13 protein-coding genes and 4 pseudogenes are annotated in these 19,008 nt (G+C 68.2%); 9 read left to right on the top strand and 8 right to left on the bottom strand.

Annotation, left to right across the window (positions count from 1 at the left end):
- Nucleotides 1–10 precede the first annotated feature (10 nt).
- Together FHX68_RS05705 and FHX68_RS05700 are read right to left on the bottom strand one after the other, a co-directional pair.
- On the bottom strand, nt 11–916 hold the full coding sequence (locus FHX68_RS05705; protein WP_141380280.1) for an NYN domain-containing protein: 906 nt from the start codon (nt 914–916) through the stop codon (nt 11–13).
- Nucleotide 917: 1 nt separating this feature from the next.
- Nucleotides 918–1,901: a Gfo/Idh/MocA family protein gene (locus tag FHX68_RS05700; protein WP_141380279.1), complete on the bottom strand. Its 984-nt coding sequence runs from the start codon at nt 1,899–1,901 to the stop codon at nt 918–920.
- 39 nt (nt 1,902–1,940) lie between these two features.
- On the opposite strand from FHX68_RS05700, the gene FHX68_RS05695 reads away from it, so the two are divergent.
- Together FHX68_RS05695 and FHX68_RS16255 are read left to right on the top strand one after the other, a co-directional pair.
- Nucleotides 1,941–2,255, top strand: coding sequence for a hypothetical protein (locus tag FHX68_RS05695; RefSeq protein ID WP_141380278.1), 315 nt, complete (start codon nt 1,941–1,943; stop codon nt 2,253–2,255).
- Nucleotides 2,256–2,258: 3 nt separating this feature from the next.
- Nucleotides 2,259–2,660, top strand: a pseudogene (locus tag FHX68_RS16255) (putative T7SS-secreted protein); the annotation flags it as partial.
- 126 nt (nt 2,661–2,786) lie between these two features.
- Here the strand turns inward: FHX68_RS16255 and FHX68_RS05690 are convergent.
- Nucleotides 2,787–4,139, bottom strand: coding sequence for an ISL3 family transposase (locus FHX68_RS05690; protein ID WP_425325858.1), 1,353 nt, complete (start codon nt 4,137–4,139; stop codon nt 2,787–2,789).
- Between the two features lie 584 nt (nt 4,140–4,723).
- The gene (locus FHX68_RS05685; protein WP_425325857.1) at nt 4,724–6,064 is read right to left on the bottom strand and encodes an ISL3 family transposase; all 1,341 of its coding nucleotides are present in this window, start codon (nt 6,062–6,064) and stop codon (nt 4,724–4,726) included.
- Between the two features lie 132 nt (nt 6,065–6,196).
- Between FHX68_RS05685 and FHX68_RS16320 the strand changes: the two genes are divergently transcribed.
- From FHX68_RS16320 to FHX68_RS05660, 5 genes are all read left to right on the top strand, one after another.
- Nucleotides 6,197–6,625 carry an HNH/ENDO VII family nuclease gene (locus tag FHX68_RS16320; RefSeq protein WP_141381649.1) on the top strand — a complete coding sequence of 143 codons (429 nt, stop codon included), beginning with the start codon at nt 6,197–6,199 and terminating at the stop codon, nt 6,623–6,625.
- Nucleotides 6,626–6,670: 45 nt separating this feature from the next.
- On the top strand, nt 6,671–7,252 hold the full coding sequence (locus FHX68_RS05675) for a suppressor of fused domain protein (protein ID WP_141381650.1): 582 nt from the start codon (nt 6,671–6,673) through the stop codon (nt 7,250–7,252).
- A gap of 116 nt (nt 7,253–7,368) precedes the next feature.
- The gene (locus tag FHX68_RS05670) at nt 7,369–8,676 is read left to right on the top strand and encodes an ISL3 family transposase (protein WP_141920021.1); all 1,308 of its coding nucleotides are present in this window, start codon (nt 7,369–7,371) and stop codon (nt 8,674–8,676) included.
- An 80-nt stretch (nt 8,677–8,756) separates the two neighbouring features.
- Nucleotides 8,757–9,917: a ParB N-terminal domain-containing protein gene (locus tag FHX68_RS15525; protein ID WP_211345063.1), complete on the top strand. Its 1,161-nt coding sequence runs from the start codon at nt 8,757–8,759 to the stop codon at nt 9,915–9,917.
- A gap of 13 nt (nt 9,918–9,930) precedes the next feature.
- Nucleotides 9,931–10,977 (top strand): hypothetical protein, encoded by a 1,047-nt coding sequence (locus FHX68_RS05660; RefSeq protein WP_141920100.1) that lies wholly within the window; start codon nt 9,931–9,933, stop codon nt 10,975–10,977.
- A 280-nt stretch (nt 10,978–11,257) separates the two neighbouring features.
- On the opposite strand, the gene FHX68_RS05655 is transcribed toward FHX68_RS05660, so the two are convergent.
- Nucleotides 11,258–12,775, bottom strand: a complete 1,518-nt coding sequence (locus FHX68_RS05655) for an IS1634 family transposase (RefSeq protein WP_141920091.1) — start codon at nt 12,773–12,775, stop codon at nt 11,258–11,260.
- A gap of 108 nt (nt 12,776–12,883) precedes the next feature.
- Between FHX68_RS05655 and FHX68_RS05650 the strand changes: the two genes are divergently transcribed.
- The gene (locus tag FHX68_RS05650) at nt 12,884–13,858 is read left to right on the top strand and encodes an IS481 family transposase (RefSeq protein WP_141920012.1); all 975 of its coding nucleotides are present in this window, start codon (nt 12,884–12,886) and stop codon (nt 13,856–13,858) included.
- Nucleotides 13,859–13,912: 54 nt separating this feature from the next.
- On the opposite strand, the pseudogene FHX68_RS16315 reads toward FHX68_RS05650, so the two are convergent.
- Nucleotides 13,913–15,215, bottom strand: a pseudogene (locus FHX68_RS16315) (ISL3 family transposase).
- A 215-nt stretch (nt 15,216–15,430) separates the two neighbouring features.
- Here FHX68_RS16315 and FHX68_RS15510 point away from each other — a divergent pair.
- Nucleotides 15,431–15,778: pseudogene (locus FHX68_RS15510) on the top strand (N-6 DNA methylase); the annotation flags it as partial.
- Here FHX68_RS15510 and FHX68_RS15505 read toward each other — a convergent pair.
- The gene (locus FHX68_RS15505) at nt 15,726–16,328 is read right to left on the bottom strand and encodes a quinone oxidoreductase family protein (RefSeq protein WP_141381171.1); all 603 of its coding nucleotides are present in this window, start codon (nt 16,326–16,328) and stop codon (nt 15,726–15,728) included. The pseudogene FHX68_RS15510 and the gene FHX68_RS15505 overlap by 53 nt on opposite strands.
- A gap of 23 nt (nt 16,329–16,351) precedes the next feature.
- A pseudogene (locus FHX68_RS05630) lies at nt 16,352–19,008 on the bottom strand (DUF3418 domain-containing protein); the annotation flags it as partial.

Here is a 19,008-nt window from a genome sequence, read left to right as displayed (position 1 = left end):
GCCGACGGCATCAGCTCCCGTCGGCCGTGCCGTCGTCGGCGGCGTGGGGGCGCACACGCACGATGTTCGTCGTCTCGTCGATGTCGGCGACGCCGGGATAGGCCTTCACGAAATCGGAGAAGGACCGGTGCCCCAGTGCCTTCTCACTGAAGGACGGGTCCATGCGCTTGAGCAGGTTCTTCACTGCCGACAGGTGCACCCACTCGTCGTCGGTGCGCTCCTGCTCCAGACGCAGAGCGCGCCCGAGAAGCTCCGCCGTGGGGTCTTCGGTCTTCGTGCGTCGGCGCGACGAGGACGAGACCGCCGTCGCTGCGGCATCCGTCTTCTTCTGGGTCGCGGCCGATGCGGGCAGCACCACTCCGGGCAGCGAGTCGTACGAGTCGAACTGGTCGCACGCCGCGGCGAGCGACTTCGCGGTCGATCCGGCGACGCCGACGCCCACCACGACGCGGCCGAGCCGCTTGCAGCGCTGCGCGAGCGGCACGTAGTCGCTGTCGCCCGCGACGATCACGACGTGGGTGAGGTCGGGCAGGCGGAACATGTCCTCGACGGTGTCGACGGCCAGGCGGATGTCGGCCCCGTTCTTGGCGTAGGCCGCGGCCGGGAACAGCTGCACCAGGTCGACCGCCCGCGCGACCAGCTGCGAGCGGTAGAACGCGTTGACCGGTGACGACCAGTCGGCGTACGCCCGCGTGAGCACGAGCGTGCCGAAGGATGCCGCGTAGTCGATGATCGCGCCCACGTCGATCATCGCGTCCTTGAGCTTCTGCGCGATCTCGGGCGCGGCGGGGTCGGCGATGATCTTCTGCCGGTCGCCGGCGTACGAGTTGCGCCCGTGCACGCGGTCGTACCAGCTCATCACGATGTTGTCGAAGTCGAGGTAGACCGCGACGCGGGGGTTGTGGAGGTCGGGCATGTCAGCGCTCTTTCGGGTAGACGACGCCGAGCTGGGCGCGGATGTCGTCGAGGGTGGCCATGATCGCGATCGACTCGTCGAAGGGTAGCAGGTCGCTGTCGGTGCGGCCTTCGCGGAGGAGATGCTCCGCGTAGAGCGCCTCGAACTGCGTGCCGCGGCCGGCGAACGCGCTCGTGTAGTCCTCGATCACCGTGCCGTCGGTCGCGGTCACCCGGAACGAGGTGGGCGTGTACCAGACGCGGTCGATGTCGATGCGGGCGTCGGTGCCGATCACGTGCGCCGTGTTGGGCCCGGCCGCACGCGAGCTCATCGCGATCGACGACAGGCCGCCGCCGGCGTGCACTGCGGCGATCGCGACGTCGGAGTCGGCGCCCGTCTCGGCGAGGCGGCCGACGGCGCGCGCCGATTCGATGGGGCCGAGGATGTCGACGGCGAACGAGACCGGGTAGATGCCGAGGTCGAGCAGGGCGCCGCCGCCGAGCTCGAGCGCGTTCAGCCGGTGCGCGGGATCGTCGGAGATCCGCTGCGTGTGGTCGGCGATGACGGTGCGCACCTCGCCCAGGGTGCCGGCCGCGACGATCTCGCGGACGCGCACCATGTGCGGCAGGTACCGCGTCCACATCGCCTCCATGACGAGCCGTCCGCGCGCGGCGGCGAGGTCGCGCAGCGCGATCGCCTCGTCGGCGTCGAGGGTCACCGCCTTCTCGATGAGCACGTGCTTGCCGGCTTCGAGGGCGAGGGTCGCGTGGGCGAGGTGGTGGCTGTGCGGGGATGCCACGTAGACGATGTCGACCTCGGGGTCGGCCACGAGCGCCTCGTACGAGCCGTGTGCGTGGGCGATGCCGTACTGCTCGGCGAAGGCGCGCGCCGACTCGGCGCTGCGCGATCCGACGGCGACGACGTCGAGGCCCGCGGTGCGGAGGTCGGCGGTGAAGGCGTGCGCGATGCCGCCCGTTGCGAGGATGCCCCAGCGGATGTCGGTCATGCGTCGAGCCTAGCCGCGTCGCCGCCTTAGTCTCGGAGCGTGACCCCGACGAACGAGCCCGCGATCGCGCGCTTCCGCGAACTCCTGCAGATCCCGACCGTCTCCCGCACCGACGAGAGCGAGATCCAGTGGCAGCCGTTCGACGATTTCCTCGCCGCGCTCGTGCGACTGTACCCGCGCGCCCATGAGACCCTCTCCCGCGAGGTCGTCGACGGGCATTCGCTGCTCTACCGGTGGCCGGGTGCGCGCGGCGGCGAGGATCCGCTCGTGCTCATGGCGCACCTCGACGTCGTGCCGGTCGTCGACGAGGAATGGGAGCACCCGCCGTTCGCCGCCGAGATCGTCGGCATGTAGTCGATGTCGCGGCCCACGGACTGGCATGTCGTTGACCTCGGAGGTGACCCCACCCCCGGGGAGTCTTGGGGTGTGCGGGCGCTTTCGGGCGCCTACGGGAGCATCGCGACCACCGCCAGTGAGGTGTCCACGATCGTCGAGGCGATCAACACGACCTCCCGATCCGGGATCTGGATCGGGCAGGCCGGTGACGCGTTTCGCACGAAGATCGACTCCCTTCCTGACGACGCCCGAAAGTGCACCGACAGTTACGGGATCGCCCGCGACGCGATGACCCGGTGGGCATCGACGATCGATGACACCCAGGCCCGCGCCGATACCGGCCTGAACCAAGCCCGCACCGCGCAGGCAGACCTGGAAGCTGCCCAGCACGCTCTCGCCGCAGCCCTCGCCGCCCAATCCAGCGCATCGAGCACCCTCAGACGAACCGAGAACCTCTACGACCTCTACCGCGACGCGACACCCCCGGCCGGCGTGAACGTCCCCACCGACTGGCAGGTTCGGCAAGCCCGCAATCGGGCTCTTCGGACTTTAGGTGGGGGTGGTGGGGTCGAGGCCGCCGGCGATGAGGAGCATGCGGAGTCGGTAGTTGTCGTAGTTGCGGAAGCCGCGGGCGACGCGGCGGGCGAGTTCGATGAGGCCGTTCACGGCCTCGGTGCCGCCGTTGGATGACCGGTCGGTATCCCAGTAGGACAGGAACGCGGCCCGCCACTGACGCAGGGTGCGGCCGAGTCGGGCGATCTCGGGGATCGGGCAGGTCGGGAGCGATTCGAGCACGTGCTCGGCGATCTTGCGCCCGGTGGCGAGGTCGGCATGCCGGTAGGCGTCGCGGAGTTGCTGCGCGGCCTGCCAGGCGACGTCGACCTCGACGTGCTCCTCGCGCTGCGTGAACGCGGCATCGAGCCGGGCCTTCTGCCGGTCGGTGAGTCGTTCCTGCCCGGCGCGGAGGATGTTGCGGATCCCGTAGAGCGCATCACCTCTGCGTCCGCGGTGCCCGAGGGTGTCTTGCTGGACGCGGCGGCGGACCTCATCGACCGCGGTGGTGCCGAGCTTGACGACGTGGAACGCGTCGAGCACCGCGACGGTATCGTCGAGCTCGTCGTCGAGGGCCTTCTTGTAGCCGGCGAACGGGTCCAGCGTCGCGACCTGCACCCCGTCGCGGAACTCCTGCCCGCGCTCTTGCAGCCAGTCGGCGTAGGCCTTCGCGCTGCGCCCGGGCACGAGGTCCAGCAGGCGGGCCCTCACCCGCCCGGACGCATCGCGCGACAGGTCGACCATCCCGGTCAGTTCCTTCGGACCCCGCCCGCCATCGGCGACGGGTCTGGTGGACACGTGGTGCCAGAGGTGCTCGTCGACGCCGAGCGTGGTGACCCCGTCGAAGCGGGACCCGTCCGCGGCGCGCGTCTCGAGCACCGGCCTGACGTGTCGCCAGACCGTGCGCCACGACACCCCGAGCTGGCGGGCGACGCCCTGCACCGACGCGTTCTCCCTCCGCATCTGCCCCACCGCCCAGATCACCGCTCGGGCCGTGAGCTTGGCGCGAGGCGCGGCGACCAGAGCGTTCTGCTCGGTGAACGACTCCCTCGGGCACGCCTCATCAGCGCACCGGAACCTGCGCTTGCGCCACCGGACCCGCACCGCAGCGGCGCTCATCGGCGCATCGACCAGCACGAGCGCCTTCCGGCCCCGCGACTCGGCGACCTGCCCGCACCCCGGGCACCCGACCGGCCCCGGCGGGGACTCGACGTCGATCAGGAGCACGCCGTCGCGGCAGCGCTCGACAGCCACCACGTGCAGCCCGCCGAGGCCGACGAGCACATCGCAGCGATCACAGTAGACAGCAGAAGACGGGCACGCAGCGGCGCACCCCGTAGCATCGGGCACGGGTCGAGGTCTCCGAACGGAAAGGAAGCTTGATCGCTACCGATCCTCGGGGCCTCGACCCGCCCCACCCCGTCACCACGCGGCCCCGCACATCACCCACCCCCACCTAAAGTCCGAAGAGCCCGCAATCGGGCCGCATCGGCAGCAACCTCCGTTAGCCAGGCATCCGGAGACCAAGCCGACGCTCAAGCTCGGCTTGACGCCGCGAAGCGCCTCGTCCAGGAAGCTAAGACAGACTACGAAGACGGCGCCCGGGTCATCGTCGCGCAGATCGAACAAGCCAAAGACGCAGGGGTCCGCGCCGACAACTGGTGGGAATCGATCTACCACTCCGACGCCTGGGAAGTCATCGTCGCCGTCGTCACCGTCGTGGTCATCGTCGCCGCGATCGTCCTCTCCGGAGGAGCCGCGCTCGCAATCCTCGCCATCGGCGGGGCGCTCCTGCTCGCCGACAGCCTCATGGCCTGGTAAGAGGGTGACATTGGCGGTGGGGAGTTCGCCCTCGCCGCCATGCTCGCGATCGTCCCCGGCGGCAAACTAATCGGCGCAGCGGGTAAAGGGGCTCTTCGGACTTCCGGTGGGGGTCATGGGGTGAGGCCGCCGGCGGCGAGGAGCATGCGGAGTCGGTAGTTGTCGTAGTTGCGGAAGCCGCGGGCGACGCGGCGGGCGAGTTCGATGAGGCCGTTCACGGCCTCGGTGCCGCCGTTGGATGACCGGTCGGTATCCCAGTAGGACAGGAACGCGGCCCGCCACTGACGCAGGGTGCGGCCGAGTCGGGCGATCTCGGGGATCGGGCAGGTCGGGAGCGATTCGAGCACGTGCTCGGCGATCTTGCGCCCGGTGGCGAGGTCGGCATGCCGGTAGGCGTCGCGGAGTTGCTGCGCGGCCTGCCAGGCGACGTCGACCTCGACGTGCTCCTCGCGCTGCGTGAACGCGGCATCGAGCCGGGCCTTCTGCCGGTCGGTGAGTCGTTCCTGCCCGGCGCGGAGGATGTTGCGGATCCCGTAGAGCGCATCACCTCTGCGTCCGCGGTGCCCGAGGGTGTCTTGCTGGACGCGGCGGCGGACCTCATCGACCGCGGTGGTGCCGAGCTTGACGACGTGGAACGCGTCGAGCACCGCGACGGTATCGTCGAGCTCGTCGTCGAGGGCCTTCTTGTAGCCGGCGAACGGGTCCAGCGTCGCGACCTGCACCCCGTCGCGGAACTCCTGCCCGCGCTCTTGCAGCCAGTCGGCGTAGGCCTTCGCGCTGCGCCCGGGCACGAGGTCCAGCAGGCGGGCCCTCACCCGCCCGGACGCATCGCGCGACAGGTCGACCATCCCGGTCAGTTCCTTCGGACCCCGCCCGCCATCGGCGACGGGTCTGGTGGACACGTGGTGCCAGAGGTGCTCGTCGACGCCGAGCGTGGTGACCCCGTCGAAGCGGGACTCGTCCGCGGCGCGCGTCTCGAGCACCGGCCTGACGTGTCGCCAGACCGTGCGCCACGACACCCCGAGCTGGCGGGCGACGCCCTGCACCGACGCGTTCTCCCTCCGCATCTGCCCCACCGCCCAGATCACCGCTCGGGCCGTGACCTTGGCGCGAGGCGCGGCGACCAGAGCGTTCTGCTCGGTGAACGACTCCCTCGGGCACGCCTCATCAGCGCACCGGAACCTGCGCTTGCGCCACCGGACCCGCACCGCAGCGGCGCTCATCGGCGCATCGACCAGCACGAGCGCCTTCCGGCCCCGCGACTCGGCGACCTGCCCGCACCCCGGGCACCCGACCGGCCCCGGCGGGGACTCGACGTCGATCAGGAGCACGCCGTCGCGGCAGCGCTCGACAGCCACCACGTGCAGCCCGCCGAGGCCGACGAGCACATCGCAGCGATCACAGTAGACAGCAGAAGACGGGCACGCAGCGGCGCACCCCGTAGCATCGGGCACGGGTCGAGGTCTCCGAACGGAAAGGAAGCTTGGTCGCTACCGATCCTCGGGGCCTCGACCCGCCCCACCCCGTCACCACGCGGCCCCGCACATCACCCACCCCCACCTAAAGTCCGAAGAGCCGGTAAAGGGATGAAGGCGGGACTCGAGGTTGCTGGTGCAGCAGGGCGGAGCTCAGCTAGTGCTGTCCGTGCCACGACAGGGGCCGTGAAGTCCGGGAGAGCTGTCCCGCGCCGAACCGTATCGGATCCATACGCGCGACCATCCCGGCTACGTAAGTCCGTTCGAGAGGACATCTGGAATAATGCCAAGGACCCGGCCGACGGCGTTGTCTGGGACCCCCTGACACAGAGGCGAATTCCCGAGGGCTCCGCGTGGGATGCGGGGCACAAGCCGGGGCACGAGTTCTGGAAGCATCAGATCTCGGCGCGGGAGCGAGGCATAAGCCGCCGAGAATTCCTGGACGAATACAATAATCCGTCGCATTTCCGTCCTGAACTCCCGCCTAGCAATAGGAGTCATCGCCTCGAGAACAAGACTGATGAGTTCTTTCGTCCGTGAATCGGGCCAATAGGAAAAGCGAATAGAATCGGGTAAAATTGAACCATGGCTAGTCCCCAGGGTATTGCGGTAGCGAAGTACTTGGCCGAACGGTTCGGTGGCCGTGGCGAGGTTTTCGAGTACGGCCAAGATGAGGGTGACTTGCGGGTTCATGTTCTTGAGCGTGCCAATACCCCGTCACAGGGGCTGACCTCTTATGGCACCGTTGGCATGAGCGAGTTTGATAACCAGCTGGTCACAGCTGAGGGTAGTCCGCTACGGGTTGAGTTGGTTTCGGCGGGTGGCGAGGGTTGGGGCTTCGTAGCACAGGCTTTGGCTACGTGCGCTTTCAACGTGGGCGGTGGTGAATATCGATGCAAGCCTGGAACCGTATTTCCGTCCGTATTCGAAGGCTATGATACCCCAGTGACTACTCCGCACGCATTCATGTGGTATCCCTTTTTCTGGGAGGCGGAATTCTCTGGCCTGGTATTCGAAAACGTACAGATCGAGTGGCTCCAGGTTGTCCCCATTACGGATGCGGAGATGGAGTACGTGCGCGACTTTGGAGCAGAGGCTCTGGTTGATCGTCTGGAAGCGGTCTCTGATCGCGAGCTCTCGAGTCTCGACCGGAGTTCCGTCGCCTAAAGCGGCTCTTCACGAACGAGGGTGTAGTCGGTTGAGCGCGTCGGTGGCCGGGTAGGGGTCGAGGTCTCCCGGATGATGGAAGTTCTTCACGCTCACCATCGCCGAAAGACCTCGACGTGCTCCACCCTACGTTCGCGACCCCTGACCTGACGACGTTCTGCCGCCTCGATGAGCTCGGGCTCGTCGCCGTGGGCCAGTTGATCGAGCCGGATCGGGCGACGATCGAGTGCCGGCCAGTCGAGACGGACCCGTGGTGCCGGAGGTGCGGGTCGGAGGGCGTGCCGAGAGACACAGTGACGCGTCGGCTCGCGCATGAGCCGTTCGGGCATCGGCCGACGACGCTGCTGGTGCGGGTGCGCCGGTACCGGTGCGCGCACTGCCGACGGGCGTGGCGGCAGGACATGACGAACGCGGCGGCGCCGCGGGCGAAGATCTCCCGCCTCGGCGTGGAGTGGGCGTTGCGGGGCGTCGTCATCGACCACCTCACCGTGACCCGTGTCGCCGCGGGCCTCGGGGTGTCCTGGAGCGCCGCGAACACCGCGGTGCTCGCCGAGGGCAAGCGCCGACTCATCGAGGACCCTGCCCGGTTCGATGGGGTGACCACGATCGGCGTTGACGAGCACGTCTGGCGTCACACCAGGGTCGGCGACAAGTACGTGACCGTGATCATCGACCTCACCCCAGCCCGTGAGAAGACGGGTCCCGCACGACTGCTGGACATGATCGAGGGACGCTCGAAGGCGGTGTTCAAGCAGTGGCTCGCGGCGCGGCCGACCGAGTGGAGCAAGCAGATCGAAGTCGTCGCGATGGACGGGTTCGCAGGCTTCAAGACCGCCGCCGCCGAAGAACTCCCCGACGCCGTCCCGGTCATGGATCCCTTCCACGTCGTCCGCCTCGCCGGCGACGCGTTGGACCAGTGCCGCAGGCGCGTCCAGCAAGACCTGTTCGGGCGCCGCGGGATGAAGAACGACCCGCTCTACAAGGCCCGCCGCACCCTGCACACCGGCGCGGACCTGCTCACCGACCGGCAGCGCGTTCGACTGGACGCGGTGTTCGCGAGTGAGGAGCACGTCGAGGTCGAAGCGACTTGGGGCATCTACCAGCGCATCGTCGCCGCCTACCGGGAGCCCGACAAGAAGAAGGCCAAGGAGATGATGCAGTCCGTGATCGATGCGATCACCACAGGGGTCCCCGCGGCGCTGGTCGAGATCCGCAAACTCGGTCGCACCATGACACAGCGTGCCGTCGACATCCTCGCGTTCTTCGACCGCCCCGGCACGTCCAACGGGCCGACGGAGGCGATCAACGGGCGGCTCGAACACCTCCGCGGCTCAGCGCTCGGCTTCCGCAACCTCACCCACTACATCGCCCGGTCGCTGCTCGAAGCCGGAGGATTCAGACCCGCGCTACACCCTCAATCGTGAAGAGCCAGTAATCGGCCCCGGGCGTGGGCAACAGGATCGTGCTGGCGCGGACCTGTGCCGGACGCAGCGATCGGAGTGGCATGACAAACGACTGGATGTTCGACAAGCGGACCTCCTGCTGGTCCTTCATGACGACAATGACAGTTCGCGACTATCTGGATCTCGCGAGCGAAGCCCACGCAGCTCAAGGCGGATTGTCTGGTCAGCGTGGCGTGATGGCGACCACGACTGCAAAGCGGATTCGTGACCGAATGGTCGAGGACCTGAAGAAGGGTGCCATGCTTCCGCCAGTCGTCATCGGAGCTGTGCTGCCCGTATCGGACTTCGAGGCCCTGCCGCCAGGAGAAGATGCCGGCGACCCCCTTGAGTTCTTGCCGGAGGATCGTTCAAACCTCTCGATTATTGACGGCATGCAGCGCACCGCGGCTCTCCAAGAGGCCTTCGCCGATCGACCGGAGTTGGGCGCTGGAACCGTGAGAGTCGAGTTCTGGCTGACCAACAATGTGCGAGCAATGATCTACCGCATGCTCATCTTGAACACGGGCCAGGTGCCCTGGACGATAAGTCGACAGCTATCCGTCGTCTACGCTCCCCTCCTCTCTGAGATCAAGGAGAAAGTGCCGGAGATCGACAAGATCTCGACCCCAGACCAGCCCGGGCGTCGAGTCGGACCCGCTCAGTACTCGAGCGACGCACTCGTCGAGCTGTACATTGCGTTCTCGTTGCGGAAATCCGCCGTTGACACAAAGGAGGCATTGTCAGACGAGTTCTCACGCCTGGACTTCGTCGATAACCTCGCGAACGAGGGGTTCCAGGACCAGTTCTACGGAGTCCTCTCGATGCTCAGCCAATTAGACAAGGCCTTCTCGCGCTTCGAGGGTGACACGGAAATCCCAAGCGGACGTGTCATCTTCGATCGCCAGCCCGCACGTGTTGGCTTCATCGTGGCACTTGGGATCGCTGTTCTCGGTCGCCCGGGGGCCGACCGGCCGCAGGAAGAGCGGGTGGCTCGACTGGCGGAGCTGGACCGATCGGCGAGTGGCCTGATTTCTCGCTTGGACAATATGAGTCCTGACGACCTCGGTGCGTTCTTGAAGACCGATGTTCTGCAGGAACTTCTCGATCGGCGGGTTGGTCAGGTGGGCCGATATGAGCGTGGAGTATTCACCGAAGCATTCAAGGTTCTGATCGAGGAGGATTTCGCGGTCGCGAACTTGGAGCAGTGCTGGCGAGCGAGCTGACGTGGTCCGGAACATGATCGCCGCGAACACGACATTGTTCGGGCGGCTCACCGAGTTCGCCCGCCAACGGGAGTTCCCAGTCCCTGATCCGTCAGCCCCACGATGGGTGCATGCGAACCCGGAGGCGGACGAGGTACTCAAAACTGCGGTACTGCGTAGCCACATGAGCTTTGGGCGATTCCGTCATCTTGCGTGGCTTGAGGTCAACGAGCAGCACTATGTCGCGACCATCGGTTTCGACTACGAGGTGGATGACCCGGGGTTCGATCTGCTCGAGGACATCCAAGGCTACGACGTCTGTTTGCTGACCGAACTGCCAGTCTCGCCAAGCGCCTCGGCCGCCGAGGTGTACAACGTCGTAGCCGCGGACAGCCGCAGCTCAAACCCCAAGTATCACGGGCACGACAACACGCAGATCGTGGCCTTGTTCCCGCCGGTTCGGGTATTCGCCAGTGCCGAGCCGATTGATGACGAACTCATCTGGCCGATCTTCCTCAGCATCAGCTCGGAAGAGTCGCGGAATGGAGGATCTTGGATCGAGAGCGAGCTTGCGGATCGCCTATGCGCTCTTGCAGACGCGAACGTCGATCTTCTCCCGTACAAGGAGCTTTGCCGTTCGACTTTGGATCTGGATCCGCGAAGCCTCTTCATGAGCCTCTACCGGTGCGTCGAAGCTACCTACGCGCACGACAAAGCCACGAAGCTCAAACAAGGTCTTTCGATCGAGCACGAGTGGCAGGAGATCGCTGAGATCCTGGAGAAGGAGATGTCTTGGCGTCCGTTAGAAGCGTCCAGCCTGAATGTCGTGCTCGCATTCGCTCAAGTTGACGACCTGCGAGAGGTCTGCGAATGCCTGAACGTCCCGCTGTACAAAGACACGAATCTGGCGTCGGCGGCCGGCAAAGCCGTATATGACCTGCGTAATCGAATCGTGCACTATCGGCCGGCGCTAGCTCCTGTGGAGTCTGAGGAGATCGATTGGAATCGCCTCTGCAATGCGCTCGTTTCAGTCGCAGGCGATGTGTTCCACAGCGCGTACGGTCAGGAGCGTGCTGCCTAGACTCTGTGTCTCGGCAGTGCGCCCAACTCGGCGCAGGCTCGCGGAGACTTAGATCCCGTATAGCTTGAGCGCCACGTGGTTCACAATGAGTCGCCGACCATCCTTGTCGAAACTGAAATGAATGCGACCAACCTCATTAGGTTTGACGGCTCTGCGCATTCTAGGTGGGGGTGAGGGGGTCAAGTCCGCCGGCGATCAGGAGCATGCGGAGTCGGTAGTTGTCGTAGTTGGTGAAGCCGCGGGCGATCCGGCGGGCGAGTTCGACCTGGATCGTGTCAGATTAGTGCCCCACGCCCGGCCGGAGTGCGGCGATGATGTCGGCGGCTTCCCCCGTTGGCGGGGTGGTCGCGGTGAGTTCGTGTCCGTCGATGGTGATCGTGACGTCACGCAGCGGGCGCAGCGCGCGGACGATACGGCGGACCGTCACGCCGGTGGTCTTGTAGAGGTGCCGGCTGATCGCGAGAGCGCAGAACACGACGGTGAGGTGCGCGTGGATCGAGTCCGCGGTCGACGCGAACATCGGCCTCGCCCGCAGGTCGGTCTTTGCCATCCGGAACGTCGCCTCGACCTGGAACAGGTCATGGTAGGCCGCCACGATCTCTGCAGCGGAAGCCGTCGCGGTGCTGAGGTTGGTGACGTACCCCTTGAGGCCGATGTATTCGCGGGCCTTCTCGACTCTTGCCCAGTTCACGCCGGGCCCCGTGCCGAGGGTGACGAACCGGTCCTTCTTCGCCGGGCGGGTGCCGGCAGCGATCTGCTCGGCGCGTTCGATCTGCTTGTTCAACGTGATGTTGTCGCGGATCTTCCGCTTGTGGGAGTACTGCCACACCACTCGCCGCTCCCGCGCGTTCACACCCGCACCCATGGTTCGGGTGGTCTCGACCGTCTCCCCATCGGTGACGATGTTCCCGACGGTCGCGTAGTGCTCGGCGAGATCGTATGGCGCGGAGGAGGTGCGGGAGCCGACGATGAAACCGAACCCGGCGTCCTCCAGCCGGTTCAGGTTCGCTGCGGACAGCATGCCGGCGTCCGCGACGACCACGACCTCGGTCGCGGAGTGACGTTCGCGGAACTGGTCGAGGACGGGCAGCAGGGTGAGGGTCTCGCCCCTGTTGCCCGCGAACTCGTGGACTTCGAGGGGGAACCCGCCCTGGTCCACGAGGAGGCCGACGAGGATCTGCGGGTCGACGCGGCGCTCTTTGCTCATCCCGACCTTGCGGAGCTTGTCTTCACGCTCCGCCTCGAAGTAGAGGGTGGTGACGTCGTAGAGCACGACGGTGAGCGGGCCAGATCGGGTCGCATGCGCGTAGGCTGCGGCGGCGATCTTCGACCGCCAGTCCTGCTCAACGCTGCGGGCGAGGGTCCGCCACACGGTCGACAGCGACGGCGCACCCGGGACACCGAGCTCGTCCCACACCCGCAGCGTGTCCGCCTTGCTGGTCGGCTCGACGACGCGGGCCAGGACCAGCTTCTTGAATGTGTCGTTGCCGACCGCGTCGAACCCGAGACGGGCGTAGGCGTCCTCGAGGACATCCCACAACAACCTGGACCTCGACCCGGTCACCGTCGGCGCGGTCGTGGCCGGCGGCGTCGCGCCCAGCCCGTCCAGATCGAACGGGACATGCCCGGCCAGCTCCGCGATCCGCTCCCGCGCGATCGCGACCAGCACCGCGAGCTGCTCATCGTCGTGCGCGGAGCCGAGGTGCTCCACGATCGTCCGCACACCACGGGTCTTCGACGCGATCTGCACCGCCGTCGCACCCGACGCGGTGCGCACCTTCCGCACGAACCACCCCACCGAGCGAGTCTAGATGTACTGACCCAGATCGTTGTTGACGTAGGAGAGACCTCCGGGGTCGAGTTGGAGCTGTCTAAGTTCTTCAGCTCAAACGCACGGAGGTCTCTCTTGTCTCACGCTAATGCCCGGCTGACTCCGGCCGGCCGGTTGATCATGGTTCAGCGCATCCAGTCGGGGCGTGCGGTCGCGCATGTTGCCGCGGAAATGGGGATCTCCCGCACGACCGCGTGGCGGTGGTGGCGCAGGTTCCGGGAGTGCGGCCCGGCGGGCCTGATCGATCGTTCCAGCGTCGCCCGCTCCCACCCTCGCCAGACCAAAGCGTGCGTGGAGGCGAGGGTGCGGATCATGCGGCACCTCACTCGGCGTGGGCCGGTGTTCATCGCTGACAAGCTCGGCTTGCAGGCCTCAACGGTCGGTAGGGTGTTGCGCCGCCACCACGTGCCGTTGCTGCGGGAGCTGGACCCGGTCACGGGGTCCGTGATCCGCGCGACCCGCCGATCCGCGCAGCGTTACGAGCATGATCATCCCGGGTCCCTGATCCACGTTGATGTGAAGAAACTCGGCCGTATCCCCGACGGCGGCGGATGGCGTCTGCATGGCCGCGGGCAACGTCCTGCGCGCAAGCGGGGCCTGGGTTACGACTACGTGCACACCGTCATCGACGACCATTCCCGAGTTGCTTACGCGGAGATCCACGACGACGAGAAAGGCACCACCGCGGCGGGCGTCCTCGACCGCGCGATCGCGTTCTACGCGCGCCTCGGCGTCACAGTCGAACGCGTCATCAGCGACAACGCGTTCGCTTACCGCCACTCGGCCGCGTTCAAGGCCGTGGTCGACGCGCACGGCATCCGACAGCGGTTCATCAAACCGCACTGCCCCTGGACCAACGGGAAAGTCGAACGCCTCAACCGCACCCTCGCCACCGAGTGGGCCTACGCCCGCCCCTGGAGCTCGAACGACGACCGAAAAGCAGGGTTGACGACCTGGCTCGACTACTACAACCTAGACAGGCACCACCTCGGCATCGGAGGCAAAACCCCCATCGACCGAATCAACAACGGTCGAGGTCAGTACATCTAGATCGACGCCATTAGTGCCCCGCACGAGGCACCAGCACCCCCGGAAAATCAAGCCTCAACGATCCTCAACCCGCGAAATCACCCGACGGTGACACGATCCAGGTTCGATGAGCCCGTTCACGGCCTCGGTGCCTCCGTTGGATGAGCGTCCTGTCGCCCAGTAGGCCAGGAACGCGGCTCGCCACTGGGTGAGGGTGCGGCCGAGGCGGGCGATTTCGGGGATCGGGCAGGACGGGAACGATTCGAGAACCTTCTCGGCGATCTTGTGCCCTTCGACCAGGTTGGGGTGCCGGTAGGCGTCGCGGAGCTGCTGGGCGGCGTGCCAGGCGACTTCAACTTCAACGTGCTCCTCTCTCGTCGCGAACGCCGCGTCGAGCCGGGACCGCTGCCTGTCGGTGAGGCGCTCCCGTCCGGCGCGGAGGATGTTGCGGATCCCGTAGAGCGGATCTCCCTTGCGGCCGCGATGGCTGAGGGTGTCTTGCTGGACGCGGCGACGGACGTCATCAACCGCGGCGGTGCCGAGCTTGACGACGTGGAACGCGTCCAGCACCGCGGTCGCGTCGTCGAGTTCGTCGTCGAGGGCCTTCTTGTAGCCGGCGAACGGGTCAAGAGCTGCGATCTTCACCCCGGCACGGAACTGCTCGTCCCGCTCCTTGATCCAGTCTGCGTACGCCTTCGAGGATCGACCTGGCACCAGGTCCAGCAGTCGCGCCCGCACGCGTCCCGTGGCGTCTCGGGTCAGGTCGACCATCCCGGTCAGCTCCTTCGGACCGCGCCCGCCGTCGGCGACGGGCTTCGTGGACACGTGATGCCACAGGTGCTCGTCCACGCCGAGCACCTCGACGCCATCGAACCGGCCAGGGTCCTGCTCGCGGCGCTGTAACTCGGCCTCCACGTGCGTCCAGACCGTGCGGCCACGCGACGCGCAGCTGCCGAGCGACACCGCGCACTGACGCGTTCTCGCGGCGCATCTGCACCACCGCCCACGCCACCGCGCGAGCCGTCAGCGCTTTGTTCGCCGCCGCGACGGCCGGGTTCTGCTCCGTGAATGAGCGCACCCCGCACCCGTCCTGGCGACACCGCCAGCGGCGCTTGCGCCACCGGACCCGAACCGGAGTACCGCCCATCGGGGCGTCCGTCAGAACGAGCACCTTCCGTCCCGCCGACTCCGCGACCACTCCGCACTCAGGGCAGCCGACCGGACCCGGCGGCGACTCGGCATCGATCACGAGCACGCCATCGCCGCGACGCTCGACCCCGGCCACCCGGAGCCCGTCGAGTCCGACGAGCAGGTCGCAGCGATCACAGTAGACAGCAGAACATGGGCGCGCGGCGGCGCAGCGCGTAGCATCAGGCACGGGTCGAGGTCTCCGGACGAACAGGTTGCTTGGTCGCTACCGATCCTCCGGGCCTCGACCCACCTCACCCCGTCACGCCACGCCCGAGCGCCTCACCCCACCCAGAATGCGCAGAGCCCCTAAAGTCCGAAGAGCCGGTATCCGCACGGACCATCGAGTTCGCGGAGAGCGGTCGCATACGGAATCGTTGATAGACCGTGAGGCAGGATGATTGCATGTCCGAACCCGTAGTGATCGCAGCTGACACGGCAGAGGCGCGCAAGGCCCGAGGCGCGTTCTTTACCCCGGACGCGATCACCCGCTACATCACGGACTGGGCCATTCGAACCGCGGAAGACTCCGTGTTGGAGCCGTCTGCGGGCGATGCAGCGTTCTTGGTTCAGGCCGTGCGACGACTTCGCGAGCGCGGGCACGAAGCGCCACGCGTCGATGGGGTCGAGATCCACCCGCATAGCGCTCGCGTCGCAGGTGAGCGGGTGGCGGCGGCCGGCGGAAGGCCCCACCTGACTGTCAACGACTTCTTCCTCGTCGAGCCGGAAGCGCGCTATTCCGTCGTGATCGGCAACCCGCCCTATATCCGTCGGCGCGCCGGTCGCTCGTCGTGCCGAGCACGGTGGCGCCGTACAGCCGCGCGAACTGCACCACGGCCTGACCGACCGAACCGGATGCCGCGTGCACGAGCACCGTGTCGTCCGGGCCGATCGCGAGCGAGCGCACCGTCTGGTAGGCCGTGCCGACGGGGATGCCGAGGGCTGCGCCCTGGGCGGCGCTCACCCCTTCGGGGCGGCGGACGACGTGCGCGGCGGGCACGACGAGATCGGTGGCGTAGGCGCCCTGCGCGCCCGTGACGATGACCGCATCGCCCGGCCGGTAGCCTTCGACGCCGTCGCCGACGGCGGTGACCACGCCCGCGGCATCCGACCCGACCCGGCGCGGCTCGGTGATCGGCGGGGAGGGGCGCAGGCCCGCCCGCAGCTTCAGGTCGAGCGGGTTCACGCCGACCGCTTCGACGCGGACGGCGACCTCGCCCGGCCCGGGCGCGGGGACGTCGATGTCGATGACGGTGAGGACCTCCGGCCCTCCGAGCTCGGTGTATGCGATTGCAGTGCCCATGATTGACCCACCCTACGACGCGATCAGGTCGTCGCGGCGAGGGCCTTCGTGATCCGCTGCAGTGAGACCGGTTCGGCCGTGCCGAGCTGCTGGGCGAACAGGCTCACCCGGTACTCCTCGAGCAGCCAGCGTGCGTGCGCGAGCGTTGCGGCGGCGTCGGCGTCGAGCGGAAGCGCGCCACCCGCATCGGCGTAGGCCGCGGCGGCGCGTTCGAACTCGGTCATCCGCTGGCGGTCGCGCACCGGACTGTCGGCGAGGGCCTCGACCCGCGAGAGGGCACCCTGCAGGTACCGGGGCAGGTGGGCGAGGCGCGCAAGGCCGGTGCGGGCGACGAACCCGGGGAAGACGAGACCGGCCAGCTGCGCCTTGACGTCGCCGAGGGCGGCGAGGAGCGTCATCGAGTTCTGCCCCTTCACGGCGCGCTCGACGTCGCGGTGCAGTGTGAGGATGCGGGCGGTGAGCGACACCGCCTGGAACAGCTCGTCGACGACGGCCGCGGACAGGGCGTCGCGGACGGCCGCGAACTGCTCCGGCGTGCGGACCCCCTCCGGAGCGACCCGCGCCATCACCGCGTCGGCGACCGCGACCCGGGCGTCTTCGATGAGCGCCTTCGCCGACGAGTAGGGCGACGCGGCGAGCGAGAGCTTCTCGGCGGCGGTCAGGTGATCGAGGACGTAGGCGCTCGGCGACGGGACGGCGAGCAGCAGCAGGCGCCGCACGCCCGCGTGGGCGAGGCGCGCGGCGCGCTCGGGGGTCGACTCGATGCGCAGCGCCACGGCATCCTTCTCGTCGACCAGCGCCGGGTAGCCGCGCACCACGCCGCCCGCGACGCGGGTGTCGACGACAGCGGGGAGAGTGCCCACGTCCCATGTGGTGATGCCGGAACGCTCGGCGACGCCGCCGCTGCCGCCGATCGCGGATGATGCGGCCGGTGGCGCTCCGCCGGGGCGCGCCGTCCCGGCCTCCGCGACGGGTCCGGGCGCGGGCCGCGCGAGCGAGCGGGCGACCTGCTCGCGCGCCCGACCGGCGAGCCGCTGCTGCAGCTCGACGAGGTCGCGCGAGGTGCCGACGGTGCGGCCCCGGTGGTCGACGGCGCGGAAGGTCATCACGAGATGGCCGGGCACCCGGTCCATCTCGAAGTCGTCCGGGGTCACAGGCTGGTTCGCGACGCGCTGGATGCGCCGGGCGAGCGCCGCCCGGAGCGGCAGCGCGGGGAGCCCGCGATGGTGCTCGGGCCCTTCGCCGGCGAGCTCGTCGCCGAGTGTCGCGGCCCAGTCCGCCGCCGGCACCACGTGGCGCCGGATCGCCTTCGGCAGCGCGCGCAGGAGCGCCGTGATGAGCTCTGCCCGCATGCCCGGCACCTGCCAGTCGAAACCCTCCGGCGAGAGCCCGCGAGAAGCGGCAGCGGCACGACGACGCTGACGCCGTCCTCGGGATCGCCCGGCTCGAACCGATAGGCCAGCGAGAGCACCTGGTCGCCCTGCTCCCACCGGCCCGGGAATGCGCGGTCATCGGAGCCCGCGGCGTCGCCCTTCAGGTCGACCTCCGTCATGTCGAGCAGGCGCGGCGTGCGGGCGGATGCCTCCCGCCACCACCGCTCGAACGAGCGCGCGTCGTACACGTCGGCGGGCACGCGCTGGTCGTAGAAGGCGAACACCGCTTCGTCGCCGACGAGGATGTCCCGGCGCCGCTCGCGCTCCTCGACCTTCTCGAGGCGGCGGCGGAGCTCGAGGTTCCGCCGCTCGAACCCGGTGAGCTTCTTGTCGAGGTGGCTGGAGTTCCACTCGCCGTCGGTGAGTGCGTGGCGCAGGAACAGCTCTCGCGCGAGCGGCTGGTCGATGCGGGCGAGCTGCACCCGGCGCCGCGGGATGATCTCGACCCCGAAGAGGGTGACCTTCTCGGCGGCGACGGCGGCCCCGGCATCCTTCGACCAGTGCGGGTCGCTCAGCTGGCGGTGCGCGAGGTCGCCGGCGAGCTCTTCGGCCCACGCGGGATCGATCGCGGCGACGGTGCGGGCATAGAGGCGCGAGGTCTCGACGAGCTCGGCGGCCATGACGGCGTCGGGGGAGGCCTTGCGCAGCGCCGACCCGGGGAAGATCGCGAACGCCGCTCCGCGCGCGCCGCGGTAGGTCGCGAGGGCCTTCCGCTTGTCGCCGGGCTTCGTCTTCGCGAGCGAGCGGGTGTCGAGCACGCCGATGTGCGAGAGGAGCCCCGCCAGCATCGCGCGGTGGACGAGTGCGGGGTCGGCGGCCGCGCCGTCTCCGGTCTCCGCGGCCGCGCCGCGACCCTTCACGCCGAGCAGCTGACGCAGCTGCCGGTGCACGTCGAACCACTCCCGCACGCGCACGTAGTTCAGGAACTCCGTCCGGCAGAGGCGCCGGAAGGCACTCGACCCGAGCTCGCGCTGGCCGGTCTGCAGGTGGTTCCAGAGGTTCAGGAGGGGCAGGAAGTCGCTCGTCGGATCGGCGAACCGCGCGTGCATGCGGTCGGCCTGCTCGCGCGCCGCGCCGTCTTCGGCGGACGGGCGCTCGCGCACGTCTTGGATCGAGAGGCCCGCCACGATCGCCAGCACGGGGTCGAGCACGTCGAGCCGGCGCGCCTCGATGAGCATGCGCGCGAACCGGGGGTCGATCGGGAGGCGTGCGATCTCGCGACCGATCTTCGTCAGCCGGCGGGCGGG

The sequence above is a fragment of the Microbacterium lacticum genome, from assembly GCF_006716815.1.
Lineage (GTDB): Bacteria > Actinomycetota > Actinomycetes > Actinomycetales > Microbacteriaceae > Microbacterium > Microbacterium lacticum.
This window is presented reverse-complemented; position numbering and strand designations above follow the sequence as displayed.

Bases quoted from the DNA above. Each gene is read 5' to 3' on its own strand.
- FHX68_RS05705 (WP_141380280.1), bottom strand. From the start codon at position 916: ATGCCCGACCTCCACAACCCCCGCGTCGCGGTCTACCTCGACTTCGAC.
- FHX68_RS05700 (WP_141380279.1), bottom strand. From the start codon at position 1,901: ATGACCGACATCCGCTGGGGCATCCTCGCAACGGGCGGCATCGCGCAC.
- FHX68_RS16320 (WP_141381649.1), top strand. From the start codon at position 6,197: ATGAAGGCGGGACTCGAGGTTGCTGGTGCAGCAGGGCGGAGCTCAGCT.
- FHX68_RS05675 (WP_141381650.1), top strand. From the start codon at position 6,671: ATGGCTAGTCCCCAGGGTATTGCGGTAGCGAAGTACTTGGCCGAACGG.
- FHX68_RS15525 (WP_211345063.1), top strand. From the start codon at position 8,757: ATGACAAACGACTGGATGTTCGACAAGCGGACCTCCTGCTGGTCCTTC.
- FHX68_RS05660 (WP_141920100.1), top strand. From the start codon at position 9,931: ATGATCGCCGCGAACACGACATTGTTCGGGCGGCTCACCGAGTTCGCC.
- FHX68_RS15505 (WP_141381171.1), bottom strand. From the start codon at position 16,328: ATGGGCACTGCAATCGCATACACCGAGCTCGGAGGGCCGGAGGTCCTC.